We start from the raw sequence: 26,591 nt of genomic DNA, 5'->3' as shown, positions 1-26,591 counted from the left end.
TCGTTTCGCGGTGGAGCACGTCAATCGGTTCCGGGGGGCGGGGACCCTCTGTTCGCTGTGACGTCGGAACAGGGGTTCTGGTTCCGACAACGCTGCGATTCGGGAATCTTTCGCGTGGTCGAAGGGTTGACTTACGCCCCTTTGCCGTCGGTTCCTTCGTTCCTCGTCCGTCCACCCTAGGCGGTGGCAAGAACAAATAGGGGCGAAAAGGACAAGGCCCGCGCGGGTAGGCGCGGGCCCAAGGGTATCGGAGCCGGTCAGAGGTGGTTTCGTACGGGCGGGGGTCACGCCCGGGGATCACCGGTCTCCAACGGGAGCGACTCGTCCCCGCCCCAACGGCTCCACGAACCCGGGTACAGACGGGTATGACCGTAACCGGCGTGTTCCAACGCCAGTAGGTCGTGGCAGGCGGTCACTCCCGAACCGCAGTAGGCGGTGACGGTGCGCGCGGAGTCCGCGCCCAGGGCGGCGAAGCGCTCGCGCAGCGTTTCGGGCGCGGCCAACAGCCCGTCGGGGCCCAGGTTGGCGGGCCATTGGGCGCTGCGCGCCCCGGGGACGTGTCCCGCCCGCGCGTCGACGGGGGCCGGTTCGGCGCCGGTGAAGCGCCCGTACACGCGGGCGTCCAACAGCAGCCGGTCGGGGTCGGAGAGTTCGTCGCGCAGTTCCTCGGTGTTCACGATCCGGTCGGAGGGCCACGGGATCGGGGTCCGGTGCGCGGGCTCGACCGTCACCTCACCCTCCTCCAATGGGCCGGTCCAGCTCTGGAGGCCACCGTCGAGGAAGGCTGCGGGGGTGCCGAGGGCGCGCAGCATCCACACCATCCGGGCGGCCACCGAACCCCCGGCGTCGTCGTAGACCACCACCGTGGTGGTGTCGCCGACGCCGAGCGCGCCGAGGGAACGGGCGAGGTCCTCGGGGGAGGGCAGTGGGTGGCGTCCCCCTTCCGCGCTCGCGGGGGCGGCGAGGTCGGTGTCCACGTCGGCGAACACGGCACCGGGGATGTGCCCGGCCCGATGGGCGAGGGCTCCCGAACGACCGTCCATGTACCAACGGGAGTCGACGAGGACGACCTGGTCACGGTGTTCGCGGAGCCATTCGGAGGAGACGGCCACGGGAAGATTCGGCTCTGACATGGTCGACAGCCTAGTGCGGGGATTCGACGCCGGGCGGGTTCGACGGGGTGGGTCGGAAGGCGACCAGGCCCAGTCCGGTCAGGAGCGGGACCGACAGCCACACCTGGTACCAGAGGGCCGAGTCCAGGTTCGCCCAGGGCATGGTGCTGAGGGCGGTCGCCGCGACGAGACCGATGGCGAAGGTGGCGAGGCTGCGGGAGGCGCCCCGGGGCGTTCGCGCGTCGGCCCACAGCAGGGTCGCCAGGATCGCGGCGCCCGACAGCCACAACACCAGGAAGATGCGGTGCTCGATCACGTTGGGGGCGTTCGCGTTCCACACGAACGCGACCAGACCGAGGGACACGGCGAACACGACGCCGCCACCCAGATATGAGGGGAAGAGAGGCCGGGTGGGGGCCTGCGTGTGTACCTCCATGCACACGTCTGTGCCCGCGATGTCCGGAACTATGCGGTCCGCGACACTGTGTCCCGCGTCACCCCACGGGGTGGGCGCGGTCGGCGCGGTGCACCTTGAGGATCCACCACAGACCCAGGATCGGCAGGACCAGGGGAATGAACAGGTAGCCGCTGCCGAAGTGCGACCAGACGGTGTCCTCGGGGAAGATCCCGCTGGTGAACTCGGACAGGGCGCCCACCACCAGGACCCCGACCATCTCCACGGTCACCGACACCAGGGCGACCTTGCGGGAGACGCGACCGGCGCGGGCCAGGCCGATCGCGGCCACGAGGTACACCACACCGGCGAACACCGACAGCGCGTACGCCAGCGGAGCCTCCTCGAAGCGTGTCACCAGTTGGTAGGTGCCACGGGCGGTGGCCGCCAGGGCGAAGACGGCGTACACGGCCACGAGAAGCCGACCCGGTCCGGTGCGCAGGGTGCGGTCGGGGGCCGGGGGCGTGGTCTCGGTGTCAGACAACGGGACTCCACAGCTGTTCGATGCGCACCAGCAGGACGGGGAGGATGAGGCAGGTGAAGGCGATCACCGCCGGTCCCCACTTGCTGCGCTCCATGAACCCCCACACCGCGCTGGCCGGGGGCAGGAGGGCGACGGTCGCCAGGTAGGAGATCACCATCGCCAGATCGTCGGGGCGGTCACCGCCGATCATGGCGAAGACCATCGCGCCGACCTGGCCCAGGACCAGAAGCCACAGAACACCCATGCCGACCAGGTGGGGGACCAGCATCGGCTGGTCTCGGAAGGTCGAGACGAGGCACCACACGGCCATCGCCAACGACACCATCTGAATCAACATGGTCAGCCAGTCGACCACGTCGCCTCCGCTCGGGTACTTCCGGAACGTCCACCCATGTCAGCGGACCACACGACTACGACACACGGTAGTACGTCCGGAGTACCGCCCGGTACAGGGCGGGGCCGTCGGTGGAACCGGCATGGCGTCGCCCCCGGGGGAGGGCCGGGGGCGACGCCATGGTCGAAGAAGTCGGTGCCGGGTCAGCGGGGCCAGTAGAAGACGTCGGTGGTCGCCGAGACCACCTGCGCCGTACTGTCACCGAACTGCGCCAGCCGGACGCGGACCCGTCGACCCTCCGCCAGGTTGCCCTTCCACGAGTAGGTGAAGTGGCCTTGGCCACTCTTGTGCATGGGGCTGTGCTGGGGGCGGTTGCGGGCGATCTTCCAGCCGCCGTCACCGTCGGACTCGTACTCGGTGGCGCGGATCTGCACCTCGGCGCCGGGGGTGACGCCCTCCAGGACCACCCCGACGGAGATGTCGTAGTGGGCGCCGTCGGTCTCCTCGACCCCCACGAGCGAGTAGAACTCGCCGGTCTCGCCGTCGTGCCGCCGGTCGAACGCCAGACTCACCCAGTCGCCGGGCTCCATGGACTGGGCGTCGTCCTTCTCGAACCTGCGGTGTCGGGGCATGTCGTCGTCTCCCTCTGTGTCGTCGGGGTCCTTGGCGAAGGTGCCGTCCTGTACGAGCTTGTAGGCCTTGTCTCCGGGGCAGGACGTGGAGATGAAGTCGCGGTGCCCCGAGACACTGCCCGCGATGGAGGTGTCGGGCTCCATGAGCCACTGCCGAAGGGCCCGGACGGCGTTGATCTGCTCGGGGGTGATGGGGTCCTTGGGGCCGGTGGCGAGCGTGCACGAGTAGTGGCTGGTGTTGCCGCCGGGCTGGGCGGCCTGGGCGCGGTACAGCCCTCGCCCCTCGATCACGTACCCGTGCGGGCAGGCCATGAAGGAGTTCCCGGTGAAGTACACCGTTCCCTTTCGACGGGCCAGCCACGTCCCGTCGGGGGTGGTGGGACACCAGACGGGACCGTCGTGGTCCTCCCGGGTGACGGTGACGTCCTCGGGGGCGAAGCGGTCCCGGTCGAGCAGGTCCACCCGGTTCGCGTCCCCTCCTTCGTGCCGGACGGCCGCCCTCCCGGCGAGGACGGCGGCGAACAACAAGGATTCGGCCACCGCAGGTGAGGGAGCGAGCAGCATGCCCGTCCCCTCACCGCCGCTACCGGAGGCGGACCGCAGGAACAGGTCGAGTTGCGGGCCGGTCAGGGCGGACAGGAACCCGTGCGAGGGCACCCCGTCCGGGGCGTGTTCGGTGATCTCCTCGGGGAGGGGGTCGTCGTGGCCGTCACCCGTGCGCGGTTCTCCGGCTACGCAGGCGCGCGCGAGCCGTTCCACCAGGGCATCGGGCCACTTGGCTTCGGTGGGTGGCGCCTGGCAGGGCGCGGACAGCGTGATCAGGTCCCCCGCACGCAGGGTCGCGCTGGTCGCCCACGCCCGCTCGGGTTCGCCGGCGGCGGAGGGGCGTTCGACCGGCCAGCGGTGTCGGCCGGTGGTGAGGGAGGAGTGGCCGAACCCCTCCATCCGGAGCAGCTCGCGAGGCATGGCGGGGAAGACGTTGACCGCGGTCAGCGGCTGCCAACGGGAGGTGCCACTCGTGTGGTCGAGGGTGAGGACGAGGTCGCCCATGGCGATCTCGCGGAAGGTCCGCCACCCGTTCTCGGTGAGGATCTCGGTCTCGGCGTCGACGCAGTACCCGATGTCGGCCCAGCCGCGGGAGGGGCCGGTGTGGAAGTCGCGGGTGCTGCGCCAGTAGGACAGGCAGGCGGAGTGGTCCTTGCCCGCCAGGTTCTGGTCGGCTGAGTCGTAGTGGATGACCAGGCCGGAACGGGGGTTGGCCTGGTCGGCCGGGGACGAACCCCAGCCCAGATCGGACCTGGACACGTATTTGCTCGGTCGAGGCATACCTCCATTGTCCCCATTAACGGCTTCTCTACGTGGTGAACCCGTAACAACGGGCGATATGTGCCAAAAGTCGATCGCTAGTGGGTGTGGTGGGACGGGTGTTATCCGGCTCCGGTGCGTCACGATGAGAGATCCGACCCGTCCCTCGGAGGTGCCCGGTGCTTTCAGCCCACAACGTCGACGCCGTCCGCGAGGCCGAACAGACGCTCATGGACCGTCTGCCCGAAGGCGTCCTCATGCGTCGCGCCGCCACCGGGCTGGCCGTGCACTGCTCCCGGGCGCTGCCCCGGGTGTACGGCTCCCGCGTCACCCTCCTGGTGGGCGGCGGCGACAACGGCGGCGACGCCCTGTACGCGGGGGCGGACCTGGCCGCCCGGGGTTCCCACGTGCGCGCGGTGGCCGCCGGGTCCCGACTCCACCCGGGCGGTGCGACCGCGCTGCGGCGCGCGGGCGGTCGCGTCCTGACCGTGGCGAAGGAGGGGACCCTCTCCGACGACGTGCAGACCGCGCTCTTCGACACCGACCTGATCGTCGACGGGCTCGTCGGCATCGGCGGGCGCGGGGGTCTGCGCGAACCCCACGGCGCGTTGGCCGCCCTGGCCGTGAACTCGCCGGCCCCGGTGCTCGCGGTGGACCTGCCCAGCGGTGTGGACGCCGACACTGGTGAGGTCGCCGGGCCCGCGATCGCCGCCGACGCCACGATCACCTTCGGCACGTACAAGCCGGGGCTGTTCGTCGACCCCGGCGCCGAACGGGCCGGGAGCGTCCACCTCGTCGACATCGGACTCGGACCGGAACTGCCCGGCTCCGACCTCCTCCGTCCACAGGCTGTGGACATCGCGCGGCTGTTGCCCACGCCGGGGGCGGAGTCCGACAAGTACCGCCGGGGCGTGCTCGCGGTGCGCGCCGGCTCCGACCGCTTTCCGGGCGCCGCCGTCCTGTGCGTGGGCGGGGCACTGCGCACAGGCGTGGGGATGGTCCGGTACGGCGGCGGGGAACAGGTGCTCTCCCAGGTGATCTCCCGCTGGCCGGAGACGGTCGGCGAGCGCCTGGACCCGGGAAGCGACGCCGACCTGGGCCCGGGGCGCGTCGCGGCCGTCGTGGTCGGCTCCGGGCGAGGCACCGACCCCACCGAGGTGGACGAGGTGAAGGCGTTGCTGGAGAGCGATCGGCCGGTGCTGCTCGACGCGGACGCCCTAACGTTGGTCGGCGCCGAGGAACACCTCGCCGAACTGGTCCGAGACCGTTCGGCGCACACCCTGCTGACCCCGCACGCGGGTGAGCTGGCGCGGCTGTTGCCCGACGCCGAACGTTCCGACATCGAGGCGCGCCGGCTGGAACACGTGTCGCGCGCGGCGTCGCGGTATCGGGCGACCGTGCTGTTGAAGGGTTCGACGACGCTGATCGCCCACCCGGGCGCACCGGTCGTCGCCAACCCGACGGGGACCCCGCTGCTCGCGACGGCGGGTTCGGGGGACGTGCTCTCGGGGATGGCCGGCGCGTTCCTGGCGTCGGGGCAGCACCCGCAGGAGGCCGCCCTGTGCGCCGCCTACCTGCACGGACGCGCGGCCGTGTTGGCGCGGGACGGCGCCCCGATCAGCACCTCGGACCTGTTGGACGCGCTCCCCCTCGCCCTGAGGGAGGTCCTGGAACAGAAGTGACCGCGGGGCCGGGCTTGCCGGGATCGTCCGCTGTTGTCCTGGACGTGACCCGGGATCCCTAAGGTGGGTGGCCGAAGGATCCCCCACCGGCACGGCAGTGCCCCGACCGGACAGGTCTCCCCGTGTCCTGGACCCTCCCCGTGGTGCTGTTCCTGTTCTGGGCCGTCGTCATCGCGATGGCGCTGGGCTCCGAACACCGGCGTTTCGTCGCGGCCAGAGTGCGCGTCCACGGTCCACCGCCGACCCGGGGCGAGCTGCTGCGGGCGGCGTTCCTGCCCCACTCCCGGATGCGCTGGTGGGGCACGATCAGCGGACTCTTCTGCCTGTTCACCTTGTCGATAGTGACCGCTGTCGAATTCCACCACGAGGGGATACTCGCCCTGCTCTATGGGTTGGTCGGACTCGGTGGACAGACGGGGGAGGGGCGGGCGCTGCGGTCCGGGAACGGGCCGGACGGTCGCCGTGACCCGGCACGGTTCCACCCGGTGCCGGAGAGCGGAACCCTGTGGAACCCGGGGCGGGCATTCCTGGGAATCGTCATCGCGACGGTCGTATTCGGCATGACGCTGTGGTGGCTACCGAATCCCATGTCGTCTGAGTCGTTTCCCCTAGCGTGGCGGATCGTCGTGGGCCTCGCCGTCCTGCCGGTCGCGATCCTGGGCGTCTACGCGCTGCACCTGTCCCTGTCCCGGGTGCGCCTGGCGGGCACGTGGATCCAGGTGGTGCACCGAATCCACGTGACCTCCGTCCCCGTCGAAGCGCTGGACAGGGTCGAGGGTCGGCGGCTGCGCCTGAGGGATGGGACGGTCATCCACACCGGGGTCGACCTGGACGCAGAGCGGCTGTCCCGGTTCGCCGCCCGGCGGGCACCGGAAGGGGAACCCCGCGAGATCGAACGTGGGCGGGACATCCTGGGCGACCTGGTGCTCATCTGGGTGGGCCTCTTCTTCGCCCTTCCTGTCTGATTTTCGGTCAGGTGAGGGTGCGGGCGGCGGCCAGACCCTTCTGGACGATGTCGGCGATGAAGTAGTCGCCGGGGTCGCGGGCGTCGTGCAGCAGGTGCACCTTGGACTCGTCCACCCACATGAACTCGGTGTGCTTTCCGACCTCCAGGGTGGGACGGTTCAGGTCGCCCTCGACTCGGACCAGGTAGTCGATCTCGCGTCGGACGAGCCCGTCACCCGGGTCCCAGTCCAGGACGCACAGCTCGGCGATCACCTCGCTCAACCGCCATCCGGTCTCCTCGGCGATCTCACGGGTCAGGGCGTCGAGCATGCCCTCGCCCTCCTCCACGTGCCCGCCGACGACGTCCCAACAGTGCGGGAAGACCTTGCGGGTGGCCGACCTGCGCTGGGCGAAGACGTTGCCTCGCTCGTCGATGATCGCGGCCGCGGCCACCCAACGGTGACCATCGGCGGTGTCGGGGAATTCGATCCCCTCGGCGACGCGAACGCTCACTCGTGCTCCTTCTTCTCGGCGCGCCTGGGCAGGCGCAGGGTCAGTAGTCGGGCGCGGGGCGCCAGGGTTCCGGCCAGGTCGAACACCGCCTCGCTGCGGGAATGGTCCTCGTCGAGCACGGAGAACAGGTTGACCCCCAGGTAGTAGGTGATCGCGGCGTGGGCGACCTCCCGCGCGGGCAGCAACCGTCCCAGGGGGGAACCGCCCACCACACGCTCCCACTGCCCGGCGATGAAGTCGATCCATGGTTCCGAACGCCGTCGGATCTCCTCGCGCAGCTCGGGTTTGCCGACGGCGGCGGCTACCAGCTGGGTGAACTCCGTGATGTAGCCACGCTCCAGGTCGGTCCGATAGATCCTGGTGGCGACCTCCACCAGTTCTTCGAGCGTGCGGGCGTTCGACGCGAGCTCTTCGTACATGGTCATGCGCTCGGTGCTGGAGCGATCCAACGCGGCCAAGAGCAGCTGGTCGACCCCGCCGAAGTGGTAGAAGACCAGCGCCGAGTTGACCTCGGCCCGCGTGGCGATGGCCCGGGCCGAGGCCCCGGAGTACCCCTCTTCGCGCAGGACCTCTCCCGCCGCCGTGAGCAGGCGTTCCTTGGTCTCCTCGCTGCTTCTGCGGACTCCGCCGCCACCTTTGGCCATGACCCTCCCTTTCGACGAGCTTCATCATACGGTTTAATCAAGTGATTAAATCGAGTGATTCAATCAGTTGGACAGCCGAGAGGAGCCCCCATGCCGGAACCGCACGAGCCCGACGACCACCCCTCCGACGAGGAGACCGCCGCACGCTACGCCGCCGGCCATCGCGCCGTCCCCGGAACCCCGCCCAGCGCGTGGTTCGAGGGGGAGGAGCACGTGCCCGCACGCAGCCCCTCCACCGCCCGCTGGATCCTCGCGGGGATCTTTGCGCTGGGCGTCTTCCCCCTCCTGGTACTCCTACGGGTGACGAGCCTCGGTGGCCTGGACCAGACCGCCCTGTTCTACGTCGGGCTCCCCGTCGTCCTCGCCCTGATCGTGGTGCTCTCGGCCCGCCCACAGAGCGCCGTCGGGGTGGCCATGGCCATCACCACCGTCATGCTGCTGCTCTCCGGCCCACTGCTCGGGGAAGGTCTGGTCTGCCTGGTCATCGCGGCCCCGCTGATCTACGGGCTGGTCGCCCTGATCACCTGGCTGGGCGTCGCCGTGTCCGGCCGGGATCGGTACGGCCCGCACGCCTTCGTCGCCGTCCCGGTCCTGTTCGCCCTCACCCTGGAGGGGGTCGCCGGGCTGTCCCTGCTGCCCAGGGACGACACCGGCACGGGTTCGGCCCTGATCGACGCGACCCCCGAACAGGTCGCCGCCGCACTCGCCGCCCCGCCCGCCTATGGGGCCCCCGAGGCGTTCTTCCTGAGCGCGGTCCCCTTCCCCGAACCGGTCGAGGCGGTGGGGGAGGGCCTGGAGGTGGGCGAGGGCCGCCTGGTCCACTTCACCCCGCGCACCACCCTGGCCCTGGACGACGAACCCACCCCGCGCACCATGGAGTTGGAGGTCACCGAGAGCCGGATCGACGACGACGGCGGTCGGGTGGTCTTCGACGTCACCGAGGACACCACCCTCGCCCGTTGGCTGGACCTGCGCACCGCCACCGCAATCTGGGAACGGGAGGGTGACGACACCAGGCTGACCTGGGAGTTCGACTACTCCCGCACCTACGACCCCTCCTGGTACTTCGGCCCGATCCAGGCCTACGCCACCGACCTGGCCGCCGCCTACCTCGCCGACACCTTCGCGGAGGCCGCCCGGTGACCCCCGAACTCCCCGCCCTGCTCGTGCGCGGCCTGGGCCTGTTCCTACCGCTCGCGGCGCTGATCGCGCTGTGCCTGTGGCGTGCCCCGACCCACCGCGAGACGGCGTCGATAATCGTGGCCTCCGCCTGGGCCCTGCTCACCCTCATCCCGCTGAACCTGTACGCGGTGCGTGCCGGCTGGTGGTCCTTCCACGCTGAAGGCGCCGTGTGGCAGGGACTGCCGGTGGACCTGACGCTGGCGTGGGTCCTGTTGTGGGGCGCCCTGCCCGCGCTGCTGCTGCGCCTGCTCCCCGTCCCCCTGATCACCGGGCTGCTGGTCTGGCTGGACATGATCCTCATGCCGCTCGCGGAACCCGTGGTGGTGCTGGGGTCGTGGTGGTTGCTCGGTGAGATCCTGGGCGCGGCGCTATGCCTGATCCCCGCTTCGCTGCTGGCCTACTGGACCCGGCACAAGCAACTGCTCACCGCGCGGATGTGGGCCCAGTCGCTGCTCGCGTTCGGGCTGATGGTGGTCCTGCCGGTCTGCGTGTCGGCCGCTCTGGTCCGGATCGAGCCGCCCACGCCCGAGACCGCGTCCGTCCTGGTCCAACTGCTGGCCCTGGCCTGCCTGCCCGGGCTGGCCGCCGCCCGGGAGTTCGCCGCCGTGGGACGTGGCACCCCGTTGCCCTACGACCCACCCGAACGCCTGGTCACCAGCGGCCCCTACGCCTACGTGCGCAACCCGATGCAGCTCTCCATGGCGCTGGTGTACCTGGTGCTCGGCCTGCTGCATCCCGCGCTGATGATCGGAGCGGTGATCTGCTTCGCCTACGGGGCAGGGTTCGCCTCCTGGCACGAGGGCGGCCGGCTCCGCGCGGACCTCGGCTCCGCCTGGGCCGGTTACCGGGCCGGTGTGCGCCCCTGGCTGCCCCGATGGCGCCCCTGGTCGGGGCGGACCAAGGGCACCCTGTACGTGGCGATGGACTGCGGAATGTGCCGCGGGGTGGGCAATTGGGTGGCGGCCCGTCGACCCACGGCGCTGCGCATGCGCCCGGCCGCGGACCACCCGGAGGTGTTGTACCGGCTCACCTACGAAACCGCCGACGGCGCGCGCTGGAGCGGCCTCGCGGCGTTGGCCCGGGCGATGGAACATCTGCACCTGGGGTGGGCCCTGACCGGTTGGGCCCTGTCCCTGCCGGTGGTGCGGCACTTCCTGCAACTGTGCGCGGACGCCTTCGGAGCCGGACCACGCCCTTCGCGCGAGGGACCCACCGCGCATGGTCCGACCGAACCCTTCGCCGTTATGCTCGTGCCTGGCCGCCCCCGTACCGGACCACCGCCGGACTCCGGCGGCCCCACGTGATCCCCACCCCCCGGTACGAGGACACCCATGCAAGAACAGGCCATGCTCGCGCGCGATCTCGTGCTGCGCGTCTGTGCCGGACCGACCGAGTTCGACCCGCAGTGGGTCCGGGCCGGAGGCAAGGTCACCACGCCCTTCTCGGTGCCCCGGGACCGCAACCTCATCCGTGGGATCGTCGACGCGGGCCGGGCCCTGGGCGTGGAACGGCTCCTGGTCTGCCGTACCCGGGGCGAGTTCTCCTACGAACCGGTCACCGAGGTGCCGCCGCACACCGAGACCCTCGTCGACCTCATCCGGGGTTGGGGGAACGAACCCACCGACTTCCTCGTCTGCGTGGAGGACTTCTCCGCCGCCGTCCTGGTCGCCGCCAACGAACTCACCATCGCCTCCGGACCGGCCGACTTCGTCCGCGAGATCGTGGGCTCCGACATCCCCGGTGTGCGGGAGGAGTTCGCGGCCAAGGCGCAGCGCACCAAGCGCCCCGAGCTCTTGAACGCCGCCCAGCGGTACCACTGCATCGAACCCGGCGCCCGGCACGCACGGAATCGCGGGCCCGGTCCCGACCCGCACGAACGTCTGTCGCGGCGGGCCGAGCGCGCCCGCGTGCGATCCCCTCGGGCCGTACGCTCACTGCGCGCGGCGCGCGGCGGCTGGAACTGGCTCATGGTCGTGCTGCTGTTGGTGGCGCCGCTGAGCGCACCGGAGCTCGGGCCGGCCCTGCCCGCCCTGCTCCTGACCTTCGTCCTGCTGTTCCAACTGGCGTTCCTGGCGCGTTCGCGCACCGTGTCCTTCGCGACCCTGGCGCGCATGGTGGCCCTCGGGGCGCTCCTGCTGTGGCCGGTGGCCCTGCTGGAGGGGGCGATCGTGGGGCTGGTCGGTCTGGAACCGTACGACGCCCTCGGCTACACCTACGTGGCGGTCACCGTCGAGGAAGTGGCGAAGCTGTCGCCGCTGTTGGTCGTCGCCTTCCTGGCCCGTCGACGCACTCGTCGCCTGGCCTCCGTCGACTTCCTGCTGTTGGGCGCCGCCTCGGGGGCCGGGTTCCAGCTGGCCGAGCGGCTGTTCACCGAGTTCTCCGTGCCGAACACGGGCTCCACGGGCCTGTTCCTGCCCGGGGGCAGCACCATCTCCGGACCCGAGGGCGAGGTGCTGGCGATCTTCTCCGGGCACGCCGTCGTCACCGGGCTGATCGCCGGTGCCCTGGGCCTGGCCATCGTGGGGCGTCGACGTTACGGGAACTGGACGTGGCTGCTGCCGCTCCTGGCCGCCGGGCTCGTGTATCTGGAGCACCTGCACTTCAACGCGCTGCTGGCCGCCGCCACCCTGGACCCGGTCTCGACCTTCCTGCACCGCGTGCTGGGCGGCGGCGCGCTCACTCCGTGGCTGTTGTTGCTGGTCCTGGTGTTCGCGGTGGGCATGGACCACCGGCTGATCGCCTCCGCCGCCGAGACCACGCCCCCGCTGCCGGGTCGGGCTCCGCTGGCCCGGCTGCGCCGGTGGGCGCATGGACGTTCGATCTCCACGCGGGTGCGGGTGCCCGCCGACATCGCCCCGACGTTCCGGCGCACGGCCCTGGTCGGAGCGGATCTGCCGATCACCCTGGCCACCACCGTGACCGCCATCGTGCACGAGTTCGCCGCCGCCACCCGGGCCGCCCGGCGTGGTCCGGGCGCGCTCTGCGACACCCTGCGCTTCCTGCGCCGACGCCGGGCCAACGCCATGGGGGAGGCCCGGTCCCAGGGGCGGCCGTGGCGCCGTCACCCCTCCCAGGAGGAACTGGCCGGCCAGGCCCGTGAGCTGTCCTACCGTCTGGGGCTGGCGGGTACCGCCACCGGAGCCGTCGCCGTGGCGGCCGCCGCCCTGGCGGTCCTGGCCGGTGCGATGCAGTGGGGTGCCTGGAGCGCGCCGGGCCAGGCCGAACCCGCGTACGCGGTGGCGGCCTTGGACCACCTGCAGAACTGGCTGGCCCGCGCCGGCACCGGCGGGATGGTGTGGACCGCCCTGGTCGGTGTGGCCGTGCTCAGTCTGCTGTCCATGGGGAACGCGGTGCCCTACGCGCATCCCCGGATGCGCGAGTTCCTGCGCGCCCCCACCGCCAACACCGGTGTGATCCTCGGGATGCTGGCCCCCGGACAGGTGGGTTACGCGCTACCGGCCCTGGTCGGTCTGGTGCTGCCCCGCCGCGCCGACCGCCTCCTCACCCGCTGACCGCCCACGACCCGAACTTAGGCTCGGTAGGCGTCTCTGCGGTGGCGGATCGAGTGGATCTCGATCAGGTCCTTGTCCGGTCGGATCCGATAGATGACCCGGTAGGTTCCCCGCCTGGCGGCGTGCAGACCGGTAAAGGGGTCTTCGAAGGGCTTCCCCACACGCCAAGGGTTGTCCTTCAAAGGGCCGGAGATGAACTCATGGGCGGCGGACGCGACGGATTCCGGGAGCTCTTCCGTCAGTGCCCGCCGCGCGGGACTTTTGTAAGCGACCCTCACGCGGCGGAGCCCCTGTCCAAACGATGGCGCATCAGAGCGGCCATGTCCTCCTCGGTGGTGAACTCCTCGGAATCGATCGACTCGGCCAGGTCCGCTCGGGCTTCGGGATCGGAGAGGATACTCAACGTTTCCATCAGTGACTCGTGCTGGGCCACGGACATCATGACGACGGCGGGCCGACGTCGGTGACGCCCACCGGAGGCTGGAAGACCCGGACCGGGGGCGGGTCGCCCTCGTAGGGCTCCACCCGGACCCTGATCAACTGCCCCGTGCAGCCCTGTCCCAGCGACGAGGTCCCCTCGTCCCGGGCCAGCGCGTTGGGGTTGCCGTGCACGCAGGTCACGTCCGCACCCGACGGGTCGTACCAAACGCCGGTGGACAGCTGCACCACGCCGGGGCGCGGAGCGTCGTCGACCACCACCCCGGCCAGACAGGAACCGCTCGGCCCCGTCACCCGCACCACGTCGCCCTCGGCGACCCCCGCGGCCTCGGCGTCCTCGGGGCGCATCCGCAGCGGAGCCCTGCCGTGGACCTTCTGCGAGGCGCTGTACCGTCCCATGTCCTGCTGGCTGTGGAAACGCTCGCGCGGCTGGTTGGCCACCAGCACCAGCGGCCACTCCGTCCCGTCCTCACCCGTGTCGGTCACGGCCGGCCCCGGCAGCCACACCGGGTGACCGGGGCAGTCCTCGTAGCCGAACGACGCGATGGTCTCCGAGTACAGCTCGATGCGCCCACTCGGCGTCCGCAGCGGCCTGCCCTCGGGGTCCTCCCGGAAGTCGCCCATGAGCGTCTCGTCCTCGACCCGGCCCGGCATCTCCACCCGGCCCCGCTCCCAGAACCCGTCGAAGTCGGGGACCTCCAGGTCGCGGCGGGCCAGCATGGAACGCCACCGTTGGTAGGCCAGGCGCATCCACTCGCCGGAGGTGCGCCCCTCGGTGAACTCCTCCCGCACATCCAGTCGTTCGGCCAGGTCGGTGTAGGTGTCGTACTCGTCGCGTGCCCGCCCGTGTGGTGGGACCACCCGGGGCATCGCCCGCAATGCCAGGTCGCCCTGGCTGGCCGCCATGTCGTCGCGCTCCAACACGGTGGTCGCCGGGATGACGATGTCGGCGTGCCGGGCCGTGGCCGTCCAGTGCGTCTCGTGCACCACCACGGTCTCCGGCCGACCGAACGCCCGGGTCAGCCGGTTCAGGTCCTGGTGGTGGTGGAAGGGGTTGCCGCCCGCCCAGTACACGAGCCGGATGTCGGGGAAGTGCTTGCGCTCTCCGTCGTAGTCGTAGGGCTCGCCCGGGTGCAACAGCATGTCCGAGACCTTGGCCACCGGGATCAGCGAGTCCACCGCGTTCGTGCCCTGTGGAAACCGCGGCAGCCCCACCGGGGTCGCGCCACCGCCGTAGTTGCCCATCGAGCCGTACCCCGAAGCGAACCCGCCGCCGGGCAGCCCCACCTGTCCCAGGCAGCACGCCAACGCGAGCCCCGCCCACAGCGGCTGTTCGCCGTACCTGGCGCGCTGCACCGACCAGCCCACGTTGATCAGGGTGCGCTTCTGCGCCATCCGGTGCGCCAACGCTCGAACGTCCTCGGCGGGCACACCGCTCACCCGCTGCGCCCATTCGGGGGAACGCTCCACCCCGCCCGGCGCACCGTACTCGTCGCGCTCGCCCATCACGTAGGCGCGCAGCCGGTCGGCGCCGACGGTGTACCGGTCCAGGAACGCGGTGTCGGCCAACCCCTCGTCGAACAGCACGTGCATGAGCGCCAACAGCACGGCGGTGTCGGTCCCGGGCTCCAGCGACATCCACGTGCACTTGAGGTCGGCGGAGGTGTCGTCGCGCAAGGGGGACACCGACACGAACTCCACACCGGCGTCCGAGGCCGCGCGCATCGCCGGACCCGCCGTCTGCGCCGCCCGCCCGCCGGAGGCGATCCAGGTGTTGGACACCCGCAGCCCACCGAAGCTCACCAGGAGTTCGGTGTGCTCGCGGATCCGCTCCCAGGACGGTGCGCGATGCAGCAGCCGGTTGGCGGCCGGAACGCCGATGATCCTCGGGAACAGCACCTCCACGGCCCCGTGGCTGTAGGTGGTGCGCGCCCGCGTGTACCCGCCGATGGTGTTGAGGAACCGGTGCAGCTGGCTCTGCGCGTGGTGGATCCGCCCCGCGCTGCCCCACCCGTAGGAGCCGCCGAAGATCGCGGCGTTGCCGTGGCGGGTGCGTACCCGGTCCAGTTCGCCGGCGAGCAGGTCCAAAACCCTGGACCACTCCACCTCCACGTACTCGTCGTCGGGGTCGCCGCGTCGCGCGTCCGGGCCCGGGCCGTTCTCCAACCAACGGCGTCGCACCGCCGGCCGGGCCACCCGGGTGCGGTGGTGCTGGGCGTCCGGTGTGTTGGCCATCAGCGGGGACGGAGCGGGATCACGAGGATCGGGGTGCACCCCCACCACTCGGTCGTTCTCCACATCGACCCGGTAGGCACCCCAATGGGTACTGGTCGGGTACGGCTGCACGGCCATGTCGCATTCCCCCGTGTGATCCCCGGACCCGCCCTCACCGGGCCCGGCCACACTCTACGCATCACACGGTGCGATGATGAGGCCCGCGGGCCCGGACGGGACCCGTCTCACACCACGGGCCGCAGCGCACGGACGGAACGGGGAGGACACGCCATGGCAGAACCGAGGTCGCGACGGTCGGTGCTCGCGGTACCGGGGTCCAACCCCCGATTCGTCGAGAAGGCGCGAGGGCTGGACGTCGACGCCTTCTTCCTCGACCTGGAGGACGCGGTCGCGCCCCTGGAGAAGGAGACGGCGCGCGCCACCGTGGTCGAGGCGCTCACCGAAGGTGGATGGGACGGCAAGGTCCGCTCCGTGCGGGTCAACGACATCTCCACCGAATGGGCCTACCGCGACGTCATCACCGTGGTCGAGAACGCCGGCGCGCATTTGGACACCCTGGTCCTGCCCAAGGTGACCGCCGCCCGCGACGTCCACTGGCTCGACACGCTGCTCACCCAGATCGAACGCGCCGTGCGCCTGCCCATCGGTCGGATCGGTATCGAGGCGCAGATCGAGGACGCCAAGGGCCTGGTGAACGTGGACGAGATCGCGGCCGCCTCCCCACGGTTGGAGAGCCTCGTCTACGGGCCCGCCGACTTCATGGCCTCCCTCAACATGAAGAGCCTCGTGGTCGGTGAGCAGCCGCCCGGGTACGACACCGGCGACGCCTACCACCACGTTCTCATGCGCATCCTGGTGGCCGCTCGGGCCAACGGGGTCCAGGCCATCGACGGTCCCTACCTGCAAATTCGTGACGTGGACGCGTTCCGCCGCGCCGCCGGGCGCACCTCCGCGCTCGGTTTCGACGGCAAGTGGGTGCTGCACCCGCTCCAGGTGACGGCCGCCAACGAGGTGTTCGCTCCCTCCCAGGAGGACTACGACCACGCCGAACTCATCCTCGACGCCTACGAGCACGCCACCACCGTGGACCGGCGCGGCGCCGTCATGCTGGGCGAGGAGATGCTCGACGAGGCCTCTCGGAAGATGGCGCTGGTGGTGGCCGGCAAGGGCCGCGCCGCCGGGCTGGAGCGCACCCGCGTCTTCGACCCGAACGCCTGACCAGGGCACTCGACCAGGACACCACACCCCGTTCCCGATCGCTTCTTACCGCTCTCTCACCCTGGTGCGAGAGCATGGGGGCATGGAAAGCACCGCCACCGTCCTGGTCGCCGACGACGACCGTGCCATCAGGGAGTCCCTGGAACGCGCCCTCCAACTGGAGGGGTACACGGTGCGCACCGTCGCCGACGGAGTCCAGGCCCTGGCCGCGGTCCACGCGGAACCCGTCGACCTGCTGGTCCTGGACGTCATGATGCCCGGTGTCGACGGCCTCGGGGTGGCCCGCGTACTTCGGGCCGAGCACGATCGCACGCCCATCCTCATGCTCACCGCGCGGGTCGAGACGCCCGATCGGGTGGCGGGCCTGGACGCCGGTGCCGACGACTACCTCGCCAAACCCTTCGAACTCGACGAACTCCTGGCGCGGCTGCGTGCCCTGCTGCGCCGCGCCGCTCCCGTGCCGGAGGGGGCCGACGACGAGGCGCCCCTTCGGGTGGGTGAACTGCGCCTGGACGCCCGCGCCCGGCGCGTGTGGCGCGGCGAACGCGAGGTGGAACTGTCCAAGACCGAGTTCGACCTGCTCGAACTGCTCATGCGCAACTCCGGCATCGTCCTGGACCACGCCACCATCTACGACCGCATCTGGGGTTACGACTTCGGACCGGAGTCGAAGAACCTGGCGGTCTACATCAGCTATCTGCGGCGCAAGTTGGAGGATGGCGGACCGCCGCTGATCCAGACGGTCCGAGGTGTCGGATACACGCTGCGCCAGGGGTGATCCAAGGGTGTCCGTTCCCCACAGGGAGTCCGTTCCGGAGTCACGCGTCCAAGAGGCGAGGCGGCGCAGCGTCCTGCTCAACCCGGACGACTGGCGACTGGGAACCCGCTTCGCGGTGATGTTCGCGGCGGTCGCCGCCGTCACCATCGCCCTGATCGGCATGCTCGCCTACGGCACCGCCGCCTCGCTCATCCGCGCCGACGCCGAGGGCGAGTTCGACGACGCGTTGCAGAACCTGTCCCGCCAACTGATCGTGTCCGCGCAGGAGAGCGAGGACGTACAGGAGAACCGGCTCTCCTTCCTGGCCCCGGGCAGCCTGGACGCGCAGATCCTGGGCCCCGACGGAAGCTGGGCGCGACTGCTCGCCAACCAGCACGAGATCTCCTCCTTCCACCCCACCTCCGAGGACTTGGAGCTCGCTCGGGCCGACGAACCCGGGGTGATCAGTCAGCGGGAGCTCCAGGTCCAGGACCAGGCGTATCGGGTCGGCACCGTTTCGTTGGGCGAGGGACGCGGCGCCGTCCAACTCCTCCAACAACTGTCCCCGATCGAACAGATGATCGGCCGATTGGCCACGCAGATCCTGTGGGTGGGCCTGTTCGTCGCCCTGTGCGCGGCTTCGGTCGGCTGGCTGGCGGGACACCGCGTCACCGGCCGGCTGGTCCGCCTGACCGAGGCCGCCGAGTACGTCAGTTCCACCGGCCGACTCGACCCGGTCACCACCACGCGCAACGGTCGCGGCAACGGGGGAGCCACTGACCGAGGCGCCGGTGGTCCGGGCGTGGGCCCCGAGGAACCCGGACACGACGAGGTCGGCCGTCTCACCAGCGCCTTCAACGGCATGCTCGCCCGGTTGGCCCGTTCCAAGGACGAACAGCGCCGCCTGGTGCAGGACGCCGCGCACGAACTGCGCACCCCGCTCACCAGCCTGCGCACCAACGTGCAGGTCCTGGGCCGGGTGGAACGGCTCGGCCCGGACGCGCGTCAACGGCTCTTCGACGACCTCCAAGGCGAGACCAAGGAGCTCACCGCCCTGGTCAACGAACTGGTCGGGTTGGCCACCGGCGACCACGAGGACGAGACCCGCAGCGCGGTGGCGCTCGCAGGGCTCGCCGAGCGCGTCGCCACCCGGACCCGACGCCGGACCGGCCGCGAGATCCTCGTCGATGCCGACGACAGTCTCGTTTGGGGCCGTCCCGGCGCCCTGGAACGGGCGATGTCCAACCCCGTGGAGAACTCGGCCAAGTTCGACCCCGACGGCGACGGGCCCATCGAGATCCGCGTCCGCGAGGGCGTGGTGGAGGTCCTGGACCGGGGCCCGGGCGTGGACCCCGACGAGATCCGCCACCTCTTCGAACGCTTCTACCGGGCCACCGTCGCCCGTGGCCTGCCCGGCTCCGGGCTGGGTCTGTCCATGGTGCACGAGATCGCCCGTGACCACGGGGGAGAGGTGTTCGCCCGAAACCGGGAGGGCGGCGGCACCGTCATCGGGTTCGCCCTGCCGCCCTACCGGCCGCCGGAGAACGAGGCGAGTGCCCCGACCGACGCGTCCACGTAGATGTGCGCGAAGCGGTCCAGCGAATCCTCCAACCGGTGCCGTGACGCCATGAGCCGGCTGTGCGCGCCCATGCGCGGCCGTTCCCGCTCGGTGGCCAGCACCGTTTCCACCCTGTCGGCGAGCGCGTCGGGATCGCCCGGCTCGTACAAGTAGCCGTTGCGGCCCTCCTCCACGAGGTGGGGCAGGGCCATCGCGTCGGCCGCCACCACGGGCAGCCCACTGGCCATGGCCTCCAACGTGGCGATGCTCTGCAACTCGGCGATGCCCGCGATGGTGAACACGTCCGCGCACCGGTAGACGTTCGGGAGGTCCTCGTGCGCGACGAAGCCGAGGAACCGGACCCGGCCGGCGACCCCTTCGGCCCGGGCCAGTTCCTCCGCCCTCTCGCGGTGCGCGCCCTGACCGGCCAGCACCAGCTGGACGTCGGAGGTGCGGGCCACCGCGCGCACCAGTTCGTCGACGCGCTTCTCCTCGTCCAGACGACCCACGAACAGCATCGTCGGACGGTCGGGCAGCCCGAATCGGGCGCGCAGCCGCAGACGTTCGGCGACGACGGAACCCTCCGGTGGCGGTCGGAAGCGGTCCAGGTCGATCCCGCAGGAGACCGCCTCCACCGGATGGATGAACCCCTGTTCGCGTAGCAGCCGGGCCGCGGTCGGCGTCGGTGTGGTCACGTGCTCGACCCGGCCCAGGATCCGGTTCAGGTCCCACCAGGCCAGGCGTGCGGCGTACGGGCGTAGGGACCACGGCATTCGCAGGTGGTCGAAGAGGTTCTCGGGCATGAAGTGGTTGGTGGCCACCACCGGCACGCCGTGGTCGTGTGCGGCGCCGGCCAGCATCCGGCCGACGAGGAAGTGGTTCTGGATGTGCACGGCGTCCGGCCGCAACCGGTCCAGGAGCCGGTTCAGGTGGCCGCGTACACCCGCGGGCAGGGCCAGCCGGACGCTCTCGTGCGCCAAGGAGGGCATGGACCGCAGCCGATGCTCCACCACCCCGTGCCGCTCCACCACGTGCGGCCGCCCGGTGGGCGAGGGGCATAGCAGGTGCACCTCGACACCGTGTTCGGTCAGCCCCCGGGCGAGCCGGGCGGTGAAGTAGGCGGCGCCGTTGACGTCCGGGGGGTAGGTATCGGTACCGATGAGGACCCTGGTCCGGCGGCGTCCACCTCCGGAAGGGGCCGGACGCGTCGCCGCGGGCGGGTGGGGTGCGAAGGACGTGGACATACCGGATTCTCCTGGGGCTGCGCGCGGCCTGCCGTGGTGATCACGAGTGTGGGCCATCCGTATGGCCCGTCGCCGACCTTGCGGTGAACACGGGGGCGATCCCGAAAGTGGCACACGGTCCACGGAACGATACTCTCCGTGTTCACTTCTGTCTCTCAGTTCCCAGGCGTGTGTTCAGGTCATGGCCCGTACCCGATGGCGCGGCCGGCGGTACCTCGACCACCACGAAGGGGCGGCCCGGCGACAGCCGGACCGCCCCTTCGCTTCAGGGTCGGTTTCCCGTCGACCCATGGTCCCGCCGGAGCGACGCCCCCGTCGGCCTCTGGCGGAACCAAGTCCTTCCCTAGTCCTCTTCCTCCTCGACCTCCTCGGTCGCGGACGCGGCGCTCTGCTCGCCCAGGGTGACCGTCACGTCCTCCGGGGTGTCCTCGCCCTTGGGCACCACGCCCAGGGTCACCTCGTCTCCGGGAGCCCGGGCCCGGATCTGCGCGATGAGCTGGTCGGGGGAGTCGACGGCCTCATCGTCCAGCGACACCACCACGTCGCCGGTGGACAGACCGGCGTCGGCGGCGGCCCCGCCGTCGGTGACCTCCATGATCTCCGCGCCACCACTCCGGCTCGGGGCGATGGTCGCCTGGATGGCCGGGTAGCTGGCGCTGCCCTCCTCCACCAGTTGTTCGGCGATCGGCCGGACCTGGTTGATCGGGATGGCGAAGCCCAGACCCACCGAACCGCTCTCCTGGGAGAGCCCGGCGATGGCCGTGTTGACCCCGACCACCTCGCCGGCCATGTTCACCAACGGGCCGCCGGAGTTACCGGGGTTGATCGCCGCGTCCGTCTGGATCGCGTTGATCACCGTGGAGGTCTGGCCGCCACCGCTCTCGGTGGCTCCGGTGTTCACCGGCCGGTTGAGCGCGCTGACCACACCGGTCGTGACCGTGCCGGACAGGCCCAGCGGGGAACCGATGGCGACCACGTCGCCGCCCACGCCGACCTGGTCGGAGTCGCCCAGGGTGGCCGGAGTGAGGTCGTCTCGACCCTCGGCCTGGATCACCGCGATGTCGGACACCGGGTCCACACCGAGGACTTCGGCCTCCGTGGCGCTGCCGTCGTTGAACCGGACCTGTAGGGGCCCGTTCTGGGCCTCCGCCACCACGTGCGCGTTGGTGAGGATCTGTCCGTCCGACGACAGGATCACGCCACTGCCGCCGCCCGAACCGGTCTGGATGGAGACCACGCTCGGCAGGACCTGTTCGGCGACCTCGCCGACGGCGCCCTCGGTGGCGGTGCTTCCCTGCTCACCGTCGAGCGCGCTGATGGGGTCCGCCTCGGGCAATAGGTAGGCGGTGCCCAGCGCGGCCGTCGGTCCGATGACCAGGCTGGTGACCAGGGCGGTCACCGCGGCGATTCCCACGATCTTGCCGGTGCCGCGCTTCTTGCGCTCGGACTCCGGGGGCGGGCCGAAGTGCGGTTGCCCGAACGGTCCCGGGTGCCGGGGCCCACCAGGGTGACCACCGGCCCCGAAGGCGGCGGTCTGGTGCGGCGGGCCGGCCGGGCCGGGCTGCCCCGGTGCGGCGAAGCCCCCGGTGTGCGGTCCGGCGCCGTAGTGGCCCTGTGGCGGCTGCTGTGGGTACGGCTGTTGCTGGTGCGGCTGAGGCGGAGGCATGCCGGGTCCGGGGGGTGGTCCCTCCTGGTGCGGTCCGGTGTGCGGTCCCTGCCCGTGGAAGGCGTAGGAACCATGGCCGGTGCCCTGGGGATCGGTCGCCCACCGGGGTCCCGACTCCTCGGGCGGGGAGAAGCGAGGTGCGCTCGAAGGCTCGGCCTCGGAAGCCTCGGAAGCCTCGGAGGTCGCGGGGACTTCGGGGGCCGCCGGGGTTTCGTGAGCGGAGGGGGTCTCGGAGGCCGCAGCGGCCTCCAGCGCCTCGGAGGTCTCCGGCGCGGTCTCGTTCACCGGGGCGGGGCCGCCCGCGGTGGCGCTCTGGTCCCGGTCTTCGGAGGCGAAGGAGTCCTGGACGGGGTGGTCCTCGGCGCCGGCGGCGTGCTCGGTACCCGCGCCGGGCTCGTGGCCGTCGTTGGTTTCGTGGGGCTGCAACTCATCCTCCGTCAGATGGGACGATGTACTGACAAGCTTCATCATGTGGTGCGTGGGTTAAAAGAGGGTGAGAGCCCGCTACAGCGCGGTTTCGAGTTCTCCCGAGCCGTGACCGAGCGTCCTCGTACTCGGCCGCCTCCGTGCCGAATGATCCACAATGTCCGGAACGATACCGTGCTCGCGATCCCTGACGACGCGGGCGACTGGGAAGGTCCCCCGTGATCAATCTGGTTCTCGCCGACGATGAACACCTGGTCCGTGGGGCCATCGCCGCGCTGCTCGGCCTGGAGGACGACATCGAGGTCGTCGCCGAGGTCGGCCGGGGCGACCAGGTGACCGACCTGGTCCTCGAACACGACGCGAACATCGCCGTACTGGACATCGAGATGCCCGGCGCCACCGGCCTGGAGACCGCCGCGGAGCTCAAGGAACGCGCCCCCGGCTGCGGGGTCGTCATCCTCACCAGCTTCGGGCGCCCCGGCTACCTGCGCCGAGCCCTGTCCGCGGGGGCCCGCGGGTTCCTGGCCAAGGACGCACCGGTCGAGCAGCTCGCCGGCGCCATCCGCAAGGTCCACGAGGGCGGACGTTACATCGACACCGACCTGGCCGCCGCCGCGATGGTCGGCGGGGAGAGCCCCCTGACCGACCGGGAGGGCGAGGTGCTGCGAGCCGCCGCCGACGGGGCCACCGTCGCGGCGATCGCCAAGAAGCTCCACCTCACCGAGGGCACCGTTCGCAACTACCTGTCGAACGCCATCGGCAAGACCGGCGCCGAGAACCGCATGGCGGCCATCCGAACCGCCCAGGACATGGGCTGGCTCTGAGCCCCACCGGTCACAGGAACCGCAGCACCAACATGGCGGTGTCGTCGGCGTTGCCGCCCGGGGCGTACTCCTCCAGTTCGCGCTCGATCCGGCTGATCACCGCTTGGGCGGTCAGCCCGGCGGCGTGCGAGAAGATCTCCTCCAACCCCTCGTCGCCGAGCATGTCGTTGCCACTGCGTCGCTCGGTGACGCCGTCGGTCACCGCCAGCACCACCTCGCCCGGGTGGATGTCCACGCTCTCGGTGGTGAAGCCGACGTCCTCGAACGCGCCCAGCAACGGCTGGGAGCTGCCGAACGTCTCCACCCGCCCCTTCTGGTTCAGTCGCATCGGAAGCGGGTGCCCGGCCGAGACCATGCGCACGCGCATGCCGCCGGTTCCGTCGGTGGCCGGGGTCATCTCCCCGTAGAGCATGGTGAGGAACCGGGTCGAGGTGTTCTCGTCCAGGATCGCCATGTTCAACCGCTGCATGATGTGCGCCGGGGTGAATCCCTCCCGGGCCAGGGCGCGCAGCGTGTGCCGGGCCAGACCCGTGACGGCGGCGGCCTCCGGGCCGGTGCCGCACACGTCGCCGATCGCGAAGCACCACCGGCCGCTGGCGGAGAACACGTCGTAGAAGTCGCCGCCCACCTCGCTGCGTTCGTCCGAGGGCCGGTAGTACACCGCGTGGTCGACCCCCGGGATCACCGGCTCCTTGTCCTTGGGCGGCAGCAGGCTGCGCTGCAGGGCGGTGCTCATCGATGTGTGCCGCTCGTGCAGGCGGGCGTTCTCCATCGCCGAGGCGACCCGACGGCTCAGGTCGTCGGCGACGTCCGCCTCCTCACGGGTGAAGTCGTCGCTCTCGTTCTTGCCGATGGTCATCCGACCCAGCTCCCGGCCGTGCGCGATCAGCGGGATGCTGATCGCGGGCCCTCGGGCGGGTACACGTGACCACTGCTCCTCCAGCCCTTCGGCGGCCAACTCCTGCGGGGTCCACAGGGGCTGCGGTTCACGCTGTTCCCGCGGTGGCAACGAGGTGAGCAGGGAACGCAGGATGTCGTTGAGGTTCTCGTCGCTGTGCACCACGTGGGTGAGCTTGGAGATTCCCAGTTCGTTGGTGGTGTGGATGGCGCACCAACGGCCCAGGCGCGAGGTGATGAGCTGCGCGGCCAGGGCGCCGGTCATCTTCTCGTCGAGGGTGCCGGCGAGCAGGTCGCTGGCCTCGGCGAGGAAGCTCAGCGAGGCGCGACGGCTCAACTCGACCTCGGCCAACCGGGCACGCTCGACCGGCAGCGCGATGAGGTCCGCGCCCTCCTGGAGTCGTTTGGCCGCCGCCGGACCGAAGTGGCGTGCCCGGGTGGAGGCGACCGCCAACAGGCCGGTCACCCGACCGTCGACGATCATCGGTGCCGTCACCAGTGACCGCATTCCGGCACGGGCCAGCGCGCCGCGACCGGCTCGGGCGATCATCAGGTCGTCGTTGATCACCGGTCCGGGCTCGGGCGCCGCGGACGGGAAGATCTCCTCGGTGCGCACCCGGAGCGGGCGCCAGTGCGCCCCACCGGTCAGCCCGACCGCGGTACGCACCTCCCACATGGTCTCGTCGGAGGTCGTCAACGCGATGTAGGCGGCGTCACCGCCCAACGTCGACGTGGAGTACTCCACCGTGCGTTCCAGTAGTTGCGGCAGGGTCAGGCGCGAACCCAACGCCGAGTCCAGCGCCGACCACGCGGGTGGGCGCGCGGGACGGACGGTGCCCCGACGCACCGGCGGCGACTCCAGGGACGGCGTCCCGTCGTTCTTGTCCTCTATGCGGAACCACACGGCCTTGTCGTTACGCCCGTAGCTCACGCCCCAACTGGAGGCGATGGCCGAGGCCAACGCCAGTCCCAGGCCACCGCTGCGCTGCTCCTCGGTCGAGGGGGAGGTGTCCACGGCGAGTGGACCCGCCTGCGGGACCGCCCTCTCGGGGGCCGAGTCGGTGACCATCACCTCCGTCGACCCCTCCGAGCGGCGGACGGTGACCTCCAACGCGGAGTCCGCGTGGATGACGGCATTGGTGACCAGTTCGCTGACGAGCAGGATGATGTCGTCGAACGGGTCGGGCAGACCCCAACCGAGCAGGGTGTCGTGCACGAACTCTCGGGCGGCCGCCGCCGTCTCGGGAGCGGGGGGGAACTCCCGTCGAGCTACCTTCAACGCGTCTTGTACTACCAAGCCGTCGGTGTCCTTCGTCACTGGGCGCGAATGCCGGTGCCGGCAACTGCAACGATACGCGGGTTCCACGAAGCCATGGCCGGGCCCCGCCTCACCGGGATCGTGGACGCGAGTTCGTCGACCCACCTGTGCGAAATCTCGGGGCCGGTTAGTGTAAGACGACACATCCGCTTCTTTCGGGTGGTAACTCGCGACGATAGCGTGACGGGGTGTCACCGAGGCGCGCGGCCACGCGCGCGCTCCCCGTGTCCCGTGCCCCGACCTGGTACGGGGCCGGCCCACCGTGCGGTGGGCCGAGTCGGGCCGTCCCCGGCAGGCGGAGGTCGATGACCGAGGTGGCGTGCGGGATAGAGGAGGGGTACATGCCCGAGGCGGTCAAGGAAGTGGCCGACGACCAGCTCGACGAGATTCTCAGCGCTCTGTACCGGATGCGCGACGGCGACTTCAGTGTTCGACTCCGATCGCGCGGCAGTGGCAGGCTCAAGGAGATCACCTCGGTCTTCAACGAGGTCGTCGACCACAGCGAACAGCTCAGCTCGGAACTCCAGAGGGTCGGCGACGTCGTCCGTGAGGAGGGCCGGCTCAACGAGAGGGTCATCGTCCACCCGGCGCGGGGCGCCTGGGGCAACAGCGCCCGGGCGCTGAACATGCTGCTGGACGAGGTCGCCGAACCCGTCACCGACGTGGCCCGGGTCTTGGACTCGGTCGCCGAGGGCGAGCTGAACCGACGGGCCTCCACCGAGTCCCGCAGCGGCGAACTCCGCGGTGACCTGCTGCGTCTGGCCACCACGGTGAACCGGATGGCCGACCAGATGAGCGGCTTCACCCAGGAGGTCACCCGTGTGGCCCGTGAGGTGGGCACCGAGGGCAAGCTGGGCGGCAGCGCCAAGGTCGAGGGTGTCTCCGGTGCCTGGCGCGAGGTCACCGAGTCGGTCAACCAGATGGCCTCCCGCCTCACCCTGCAGGTCCGCGACATCTCCACCGTCACCACCGCGGTCGCCCGCGGTGACCTGACCAAGAAGATCACCATCGACGTCCAGGGCGAGATGCTGGAGCTGAAGGACACCATCAACACGATGGTGGACCAGCTCTCCACGTTCGCCGACGAGGTCACCCGCGTGGCCCGTGAGGTGGGCACCGAGGGCAAGTTGGGCGGTCGCGCCAACGTGCGCGGGGTCCAGGGCACTTGGAAAGACCTGACCGACAACGTCAACTCGATGGCGGACAACCTC

At 70.8% G+C, this 26,591-nt stretch carries 23 protein-coding genes; 10 read left to right on the top strand and 13 right to left on the bottom strand.

Annotated elements, in window-relative coordinates:
- Nucleotides 1-284: 284 nt before the first annotated feature.
- From ABZ717_RS06750 to ABZ717_RS06730, 5 genes are all read right to left on the bottom strand, one after another.
- The gene (locus ABZ717_RS06750; RefSeq protein WP_358506697.1) at nt 285-1,133 is read right to left on the bottom strand and encodes a sulfurtransferase; all 849 of its coding nucleotides are present in this window, start codon (nt 1,131-1,133) and stop codon (nt 285-287) included.
- Between the two features lie 10 nt (nt 1,134-1,143).
- Nucleotides 1,144-1,548, bottom strand: coding sequence for a hypothetical protein (locus tag ABZ717_RS06745; RefSeq protein WP_358506694.1), 405 nt, complete (start codon nt 1,546-1,548; stop codon nt 1,144-1,146).
- A 58-nt stretch (nt 1,549-1,606) separates the two neighbouring features.
- A complete protein-coding gene (locus tag ABZ717_RS06740) occupies nt 1,607-2,050 on the bottom strand; it encodes a hypothetical protein (protein WP_358506691.1) in 444 nt (147 codons plus the stop codon).
- Nucleotides 2,043-2,405, bottom strand: a complete 363-nt coding sequence (locus ABZ717_RS06735) for a hypothetical protein (RefSeq protein WP_358506688.1) — start codon at nt 2,403-2,405, stop codon at nt 2,043-2,045. The genes ABZ717_RS06740 and ABZ717_RS06735 overlap by 8 nt, the downstream gene beginning before the upstream one ends.
- Nucleotides 2,406-2,587: 182 nt before the next feature.
- The gene (locus ABZ717_RS06730; RefSeq protein WP_358506685.1) at nt 2,588-4,342 is read right to left on the bottom strand and encodes an N-acetylmuramoyl-L-alanine amidase; all 1,755 of its coding nucleotides are present in this window, start codon (nt 4,340-4,342) and stop codon (nt 2,588-2,590) included.
- Nucleotides 4,343-4,500: 158 nt separating this feature from the next.
- Here ABZ717_RS06730 and ABZ717_RS06725 point away from each other — a divergent pair, with 158 nt between their 5' ends.
- Nucleotides 4,501-6,003, top strand: a complete 1,503-nt coding sequence (locus tag ABZ717_RS06725) for an NAD(P)H-hydrate dehydratase (protein ID WP_358506683.1) — start codon at nt 4,501-4,503, stop codon at nt 6,001-6,003.
- A 122-nt stretch (nt 6,004-6,125) separates the two neighbouring features.
- Complete coding sequence (locus ABZ717_RS06720) at nt 6,126-6,968, top strand: hypothetical protein (RefSeq protein ID WP_358506680.1); 843 nt, start codon at nt 6,126-6,128, stop codon at nt 6,966-6,968.
- Between the two features lie 7 nt (nt 6,969-6,975).
- Here ABZ717_RS06720 and ABZ717_RS06715 read toward each other — a convergent pair whose 3' ends face one another.
- Both ABZ717_RS06715 and ABZ717_RS06710 read right to left on the bottom strand, forming a co-directional pair.
- Nucleotides 6,976-7,461, bottom strand: a complete 486-nt coding sequence (locus ABZ717_RS06715) for an NUDIX domain-containing protein (RefSeq protein ID WP_358506677.1) — start codon at nt 7,459-7,461, stop codon at nt 6,976-6,978.
- Nucleotides 7,458-8,105: a TetR/AcrR family transcriptional regulator gene (locus tag ABZ717_RS06710; protein ID WP_358506674.1), complete on the bottom strand. Its 648-nt coding sequence runs from the start codon at nt 8,103-8,105 to the stop codon at nt 7,458-7,460. Before ABZ717_RS06710 ends, ABZ717_RS06715 begins: the two co-directional genes overlap by 4 nt.
- A 90-nt stretch (nt 8,106-8,195) precedes the next feature.
- Here ABZ717_RS06710 and ABZ717_RS06705 point away from each other — a divergent pair, with 90 nt between their 5' ends.
- From ABZ717_RS06705 to ABZ717_RS06695, 3 genes are read left to right on the top strand one after another with little or no spacing between them, the layout of a single operon-like run.
- Nucleotides 8,196-9,248: a hypothetical protein gene (locus tag ABZ717_RS06705; protein ID WP_358506671.1), complete on the top strand. Its 1,053-nt coding sequence runs from the start codon at nt 8,196-8,198 to the stop codon at nt 9,246-9,248.
- Entirely contained in the window at nt 9,245-10,591 is a 1,347-nt protein-coding gene (locus ABZ717_RS06700) for an isoprenylcysteine carboxylmethyltransferase family protein (protein ID WP_358506668.1), read from the top strand. The genes ABZ717_RS06705 and ABZ717_RS06700 overlap by 4 nt, the downstream gene beginning before the upstream one ends.
- 27 nt (nt 10,592-10,618) lie before the next feature.
- Complete coding sequence (locus tag ABZ717_RS06695; RefSeq protein ID WP_358506665.1) at nt 10,619-12,799, top strand: PrsW family intramembrane metalloprotease; 2,181 nt, start codon at nt 10,619-10,621, stop codon at nt 12,797-12,799.
- A gap of 17 nt (nt 12,800-12,816) precedes the next feature.
- On the opposite strand, the gene ABZ717_RS06690 is transcribed toward ABZ717_RS06695, so the two are convergent.
- The 3 genes from ABZ717_RS06690 to ABZ717_RS06680 are packed head-to-tail and all read right to left on the bottom strand — an operon-like array spanning nt 12,817 to nt 15,589.
- A complete protein-coding gene (locus tag ABZ717_RS06690; protein WP_358506662.1) occupies nt 12,817-13,077 on the bottom strand; it encodes a type II toxin-antitoxin system RelE/ParE family toxin in 261 nt (86 codons plus the stop codon).
- A complete protein-coding gene (locus ABZ717_RS06685; RefSeq protein ID WP_358506659.1) occupies nt 13,074-13,211 on the bottom strand; it encodes a hypothetical protein in 138 nt (45 codons plus the stop codon). Before ABZ717_RS06685 ends, ABZ717_RS06690 begins: the two co-directional genes overlap by 4 nt.
- A gap of 26 nt (nt 13,212-13,237) precedes the next feature.
- Nucleotides 13,238-15,589, bottom strand: a complete 2,352-nt coding sequence (locus ABZ717_RS06680; protein ID WP_358506656.1) for a molybdopterin-dependent oxidoreductase — start codon at nt 15,587-15,589, stop codon at nt 13,238-13,240.
- Nucleotides 15,590-15,742: 153 nt separating this feature from the next.
- Here ABZ717_RS06680 and ABZ717_RS06675 point away from each other — a divergent pair, with 153 nt between their 5' ends.
- The 3 genes from ABZ717_RS06675 (at nt 15,743) to ABZ717_RS06665 (ending at nt 19,026) form a co-directional block, all read left to right on the top strand.
- Nucleotides 15,743-16,690, top strand: coding sequence for a CoA ester lyase (locus tag ABZ717_RS06675; protein WP_358506653.1), 948 nt, complete (start codon nt 15,743-15,745; stop codon nt 16,688-16,690).
- A gap of 82 nt (nt 16,691-16,772) precedes the next feature.
- The gene (locus ABZ717_RS06670; protein ID WP_358506650.1) at nt 16,773-17,468 is read left to right on the top strand and encodes a response regulator transcription factor; all 696 of its coding nucleotides are present in this window, start codon (nt 16,773-16,775) and stop codon (nt 17,466-17,468) included.
- A 118-nt stretch (nt 17,469-17,586) separates the two neighbouring features.
- A complete protein-coding gene (locus ABZ717_RS06665) occupies nt 17,587-19,026 on the top strand; it encodes a HAMP domain-containing sensor histidine kinase (RefSeq protein ID WP_358506851.1) in 1,440 nt (479 codons plus the stop codon).
- Here the strand turns inward: ABZ717_RS06665 and ABZ717_RS06660 are convergent.
- A complete protein-coding gene (locus ABZ717_RS06660) occupies nt 18,975-20,249 on the bottom strand; it encodes a glycosyltransferase (protein ID WP_358506647.1) in 1,275 nt (424 codons plus the stop codon). The two genes, ABZ717_RS06665 and ABZ717_RS06660, sit on opposite strands and share 52 nt — an antisense overlap.
- A gap of 343 nt (nt 20,250-20,592) precedes the next feature.
- A complete protein-coding gene (locus ABZ717_RS06655; protein ID WP_358506644.1) occupies nt 20,593-22,341 on the bottom strand; it encodes a trypsin-like peptidase domain-containing protein in 1,749 nt (582 codons plus the stop codon).
- A 218-nt stretch (nt 22,342-22,559) separates the two neighbouring features.
- Here ABZ717_RS06655 and ABZ717_RS06650 point away from each other — a divergent pair, with 218 nt between their 5' ends.
- Nucleotides 22,560-23,165 carry a response regulator transcription factor gene (locus ABZ717_RS06650; RefSeq protein WP_358506641.1) on the top strand — a complete coding sequence of 202 codons (606 nt, stop codon included), beginning with the start codon at nt 22,560-22,562 and terminating at the stop codon, nt 23,163-23,165.
- Between the two features lie 10 nt (nt 23,166-23,175).
- Here the strand turns inward: ABZ717_RS06650 and ABZ717_RS06645 are convergent, their stop codons facing one another.
- The gene (locus ABZ717_RS06645; protein WP_358506849.1) at nt 23,176-25,341 is read right to left on the bottom strand and encodes a SpoIIE family protein phosphatase; all 2,166 of its coding nucleotides are present in this window, start codon (nt 25,339-25,341) and stop codon (nt 23,176-23,178) included.
- Nucleotides 25,342-25,721: 380 nt separating this feature from the next.
- Here ABZ717_RS06645 and ABZ717_RS06640 point away from each other — a divergent pair.
- Nucleotides 25,722-26,591, top strand: an 870-nt coding sequence (locus ABZ717_RS06640) for a HAMP domain-containing protein (RefSeq protein ID WP_358506638.1), incomplete at its 3' end; no start/stop codon positions are given.

The organism is Nocardiopsis sp. NPDC006832 (assembly GCF_040635885.1).
GTDB lineage: Bacteria > Actinomycetota > Actinomycetes > Streptosporangiales > Streptosporangiaceae > Nocardiopsis.
This window is presented reverse-complemented; position numbering and strand designations above follow the sequence as displayed.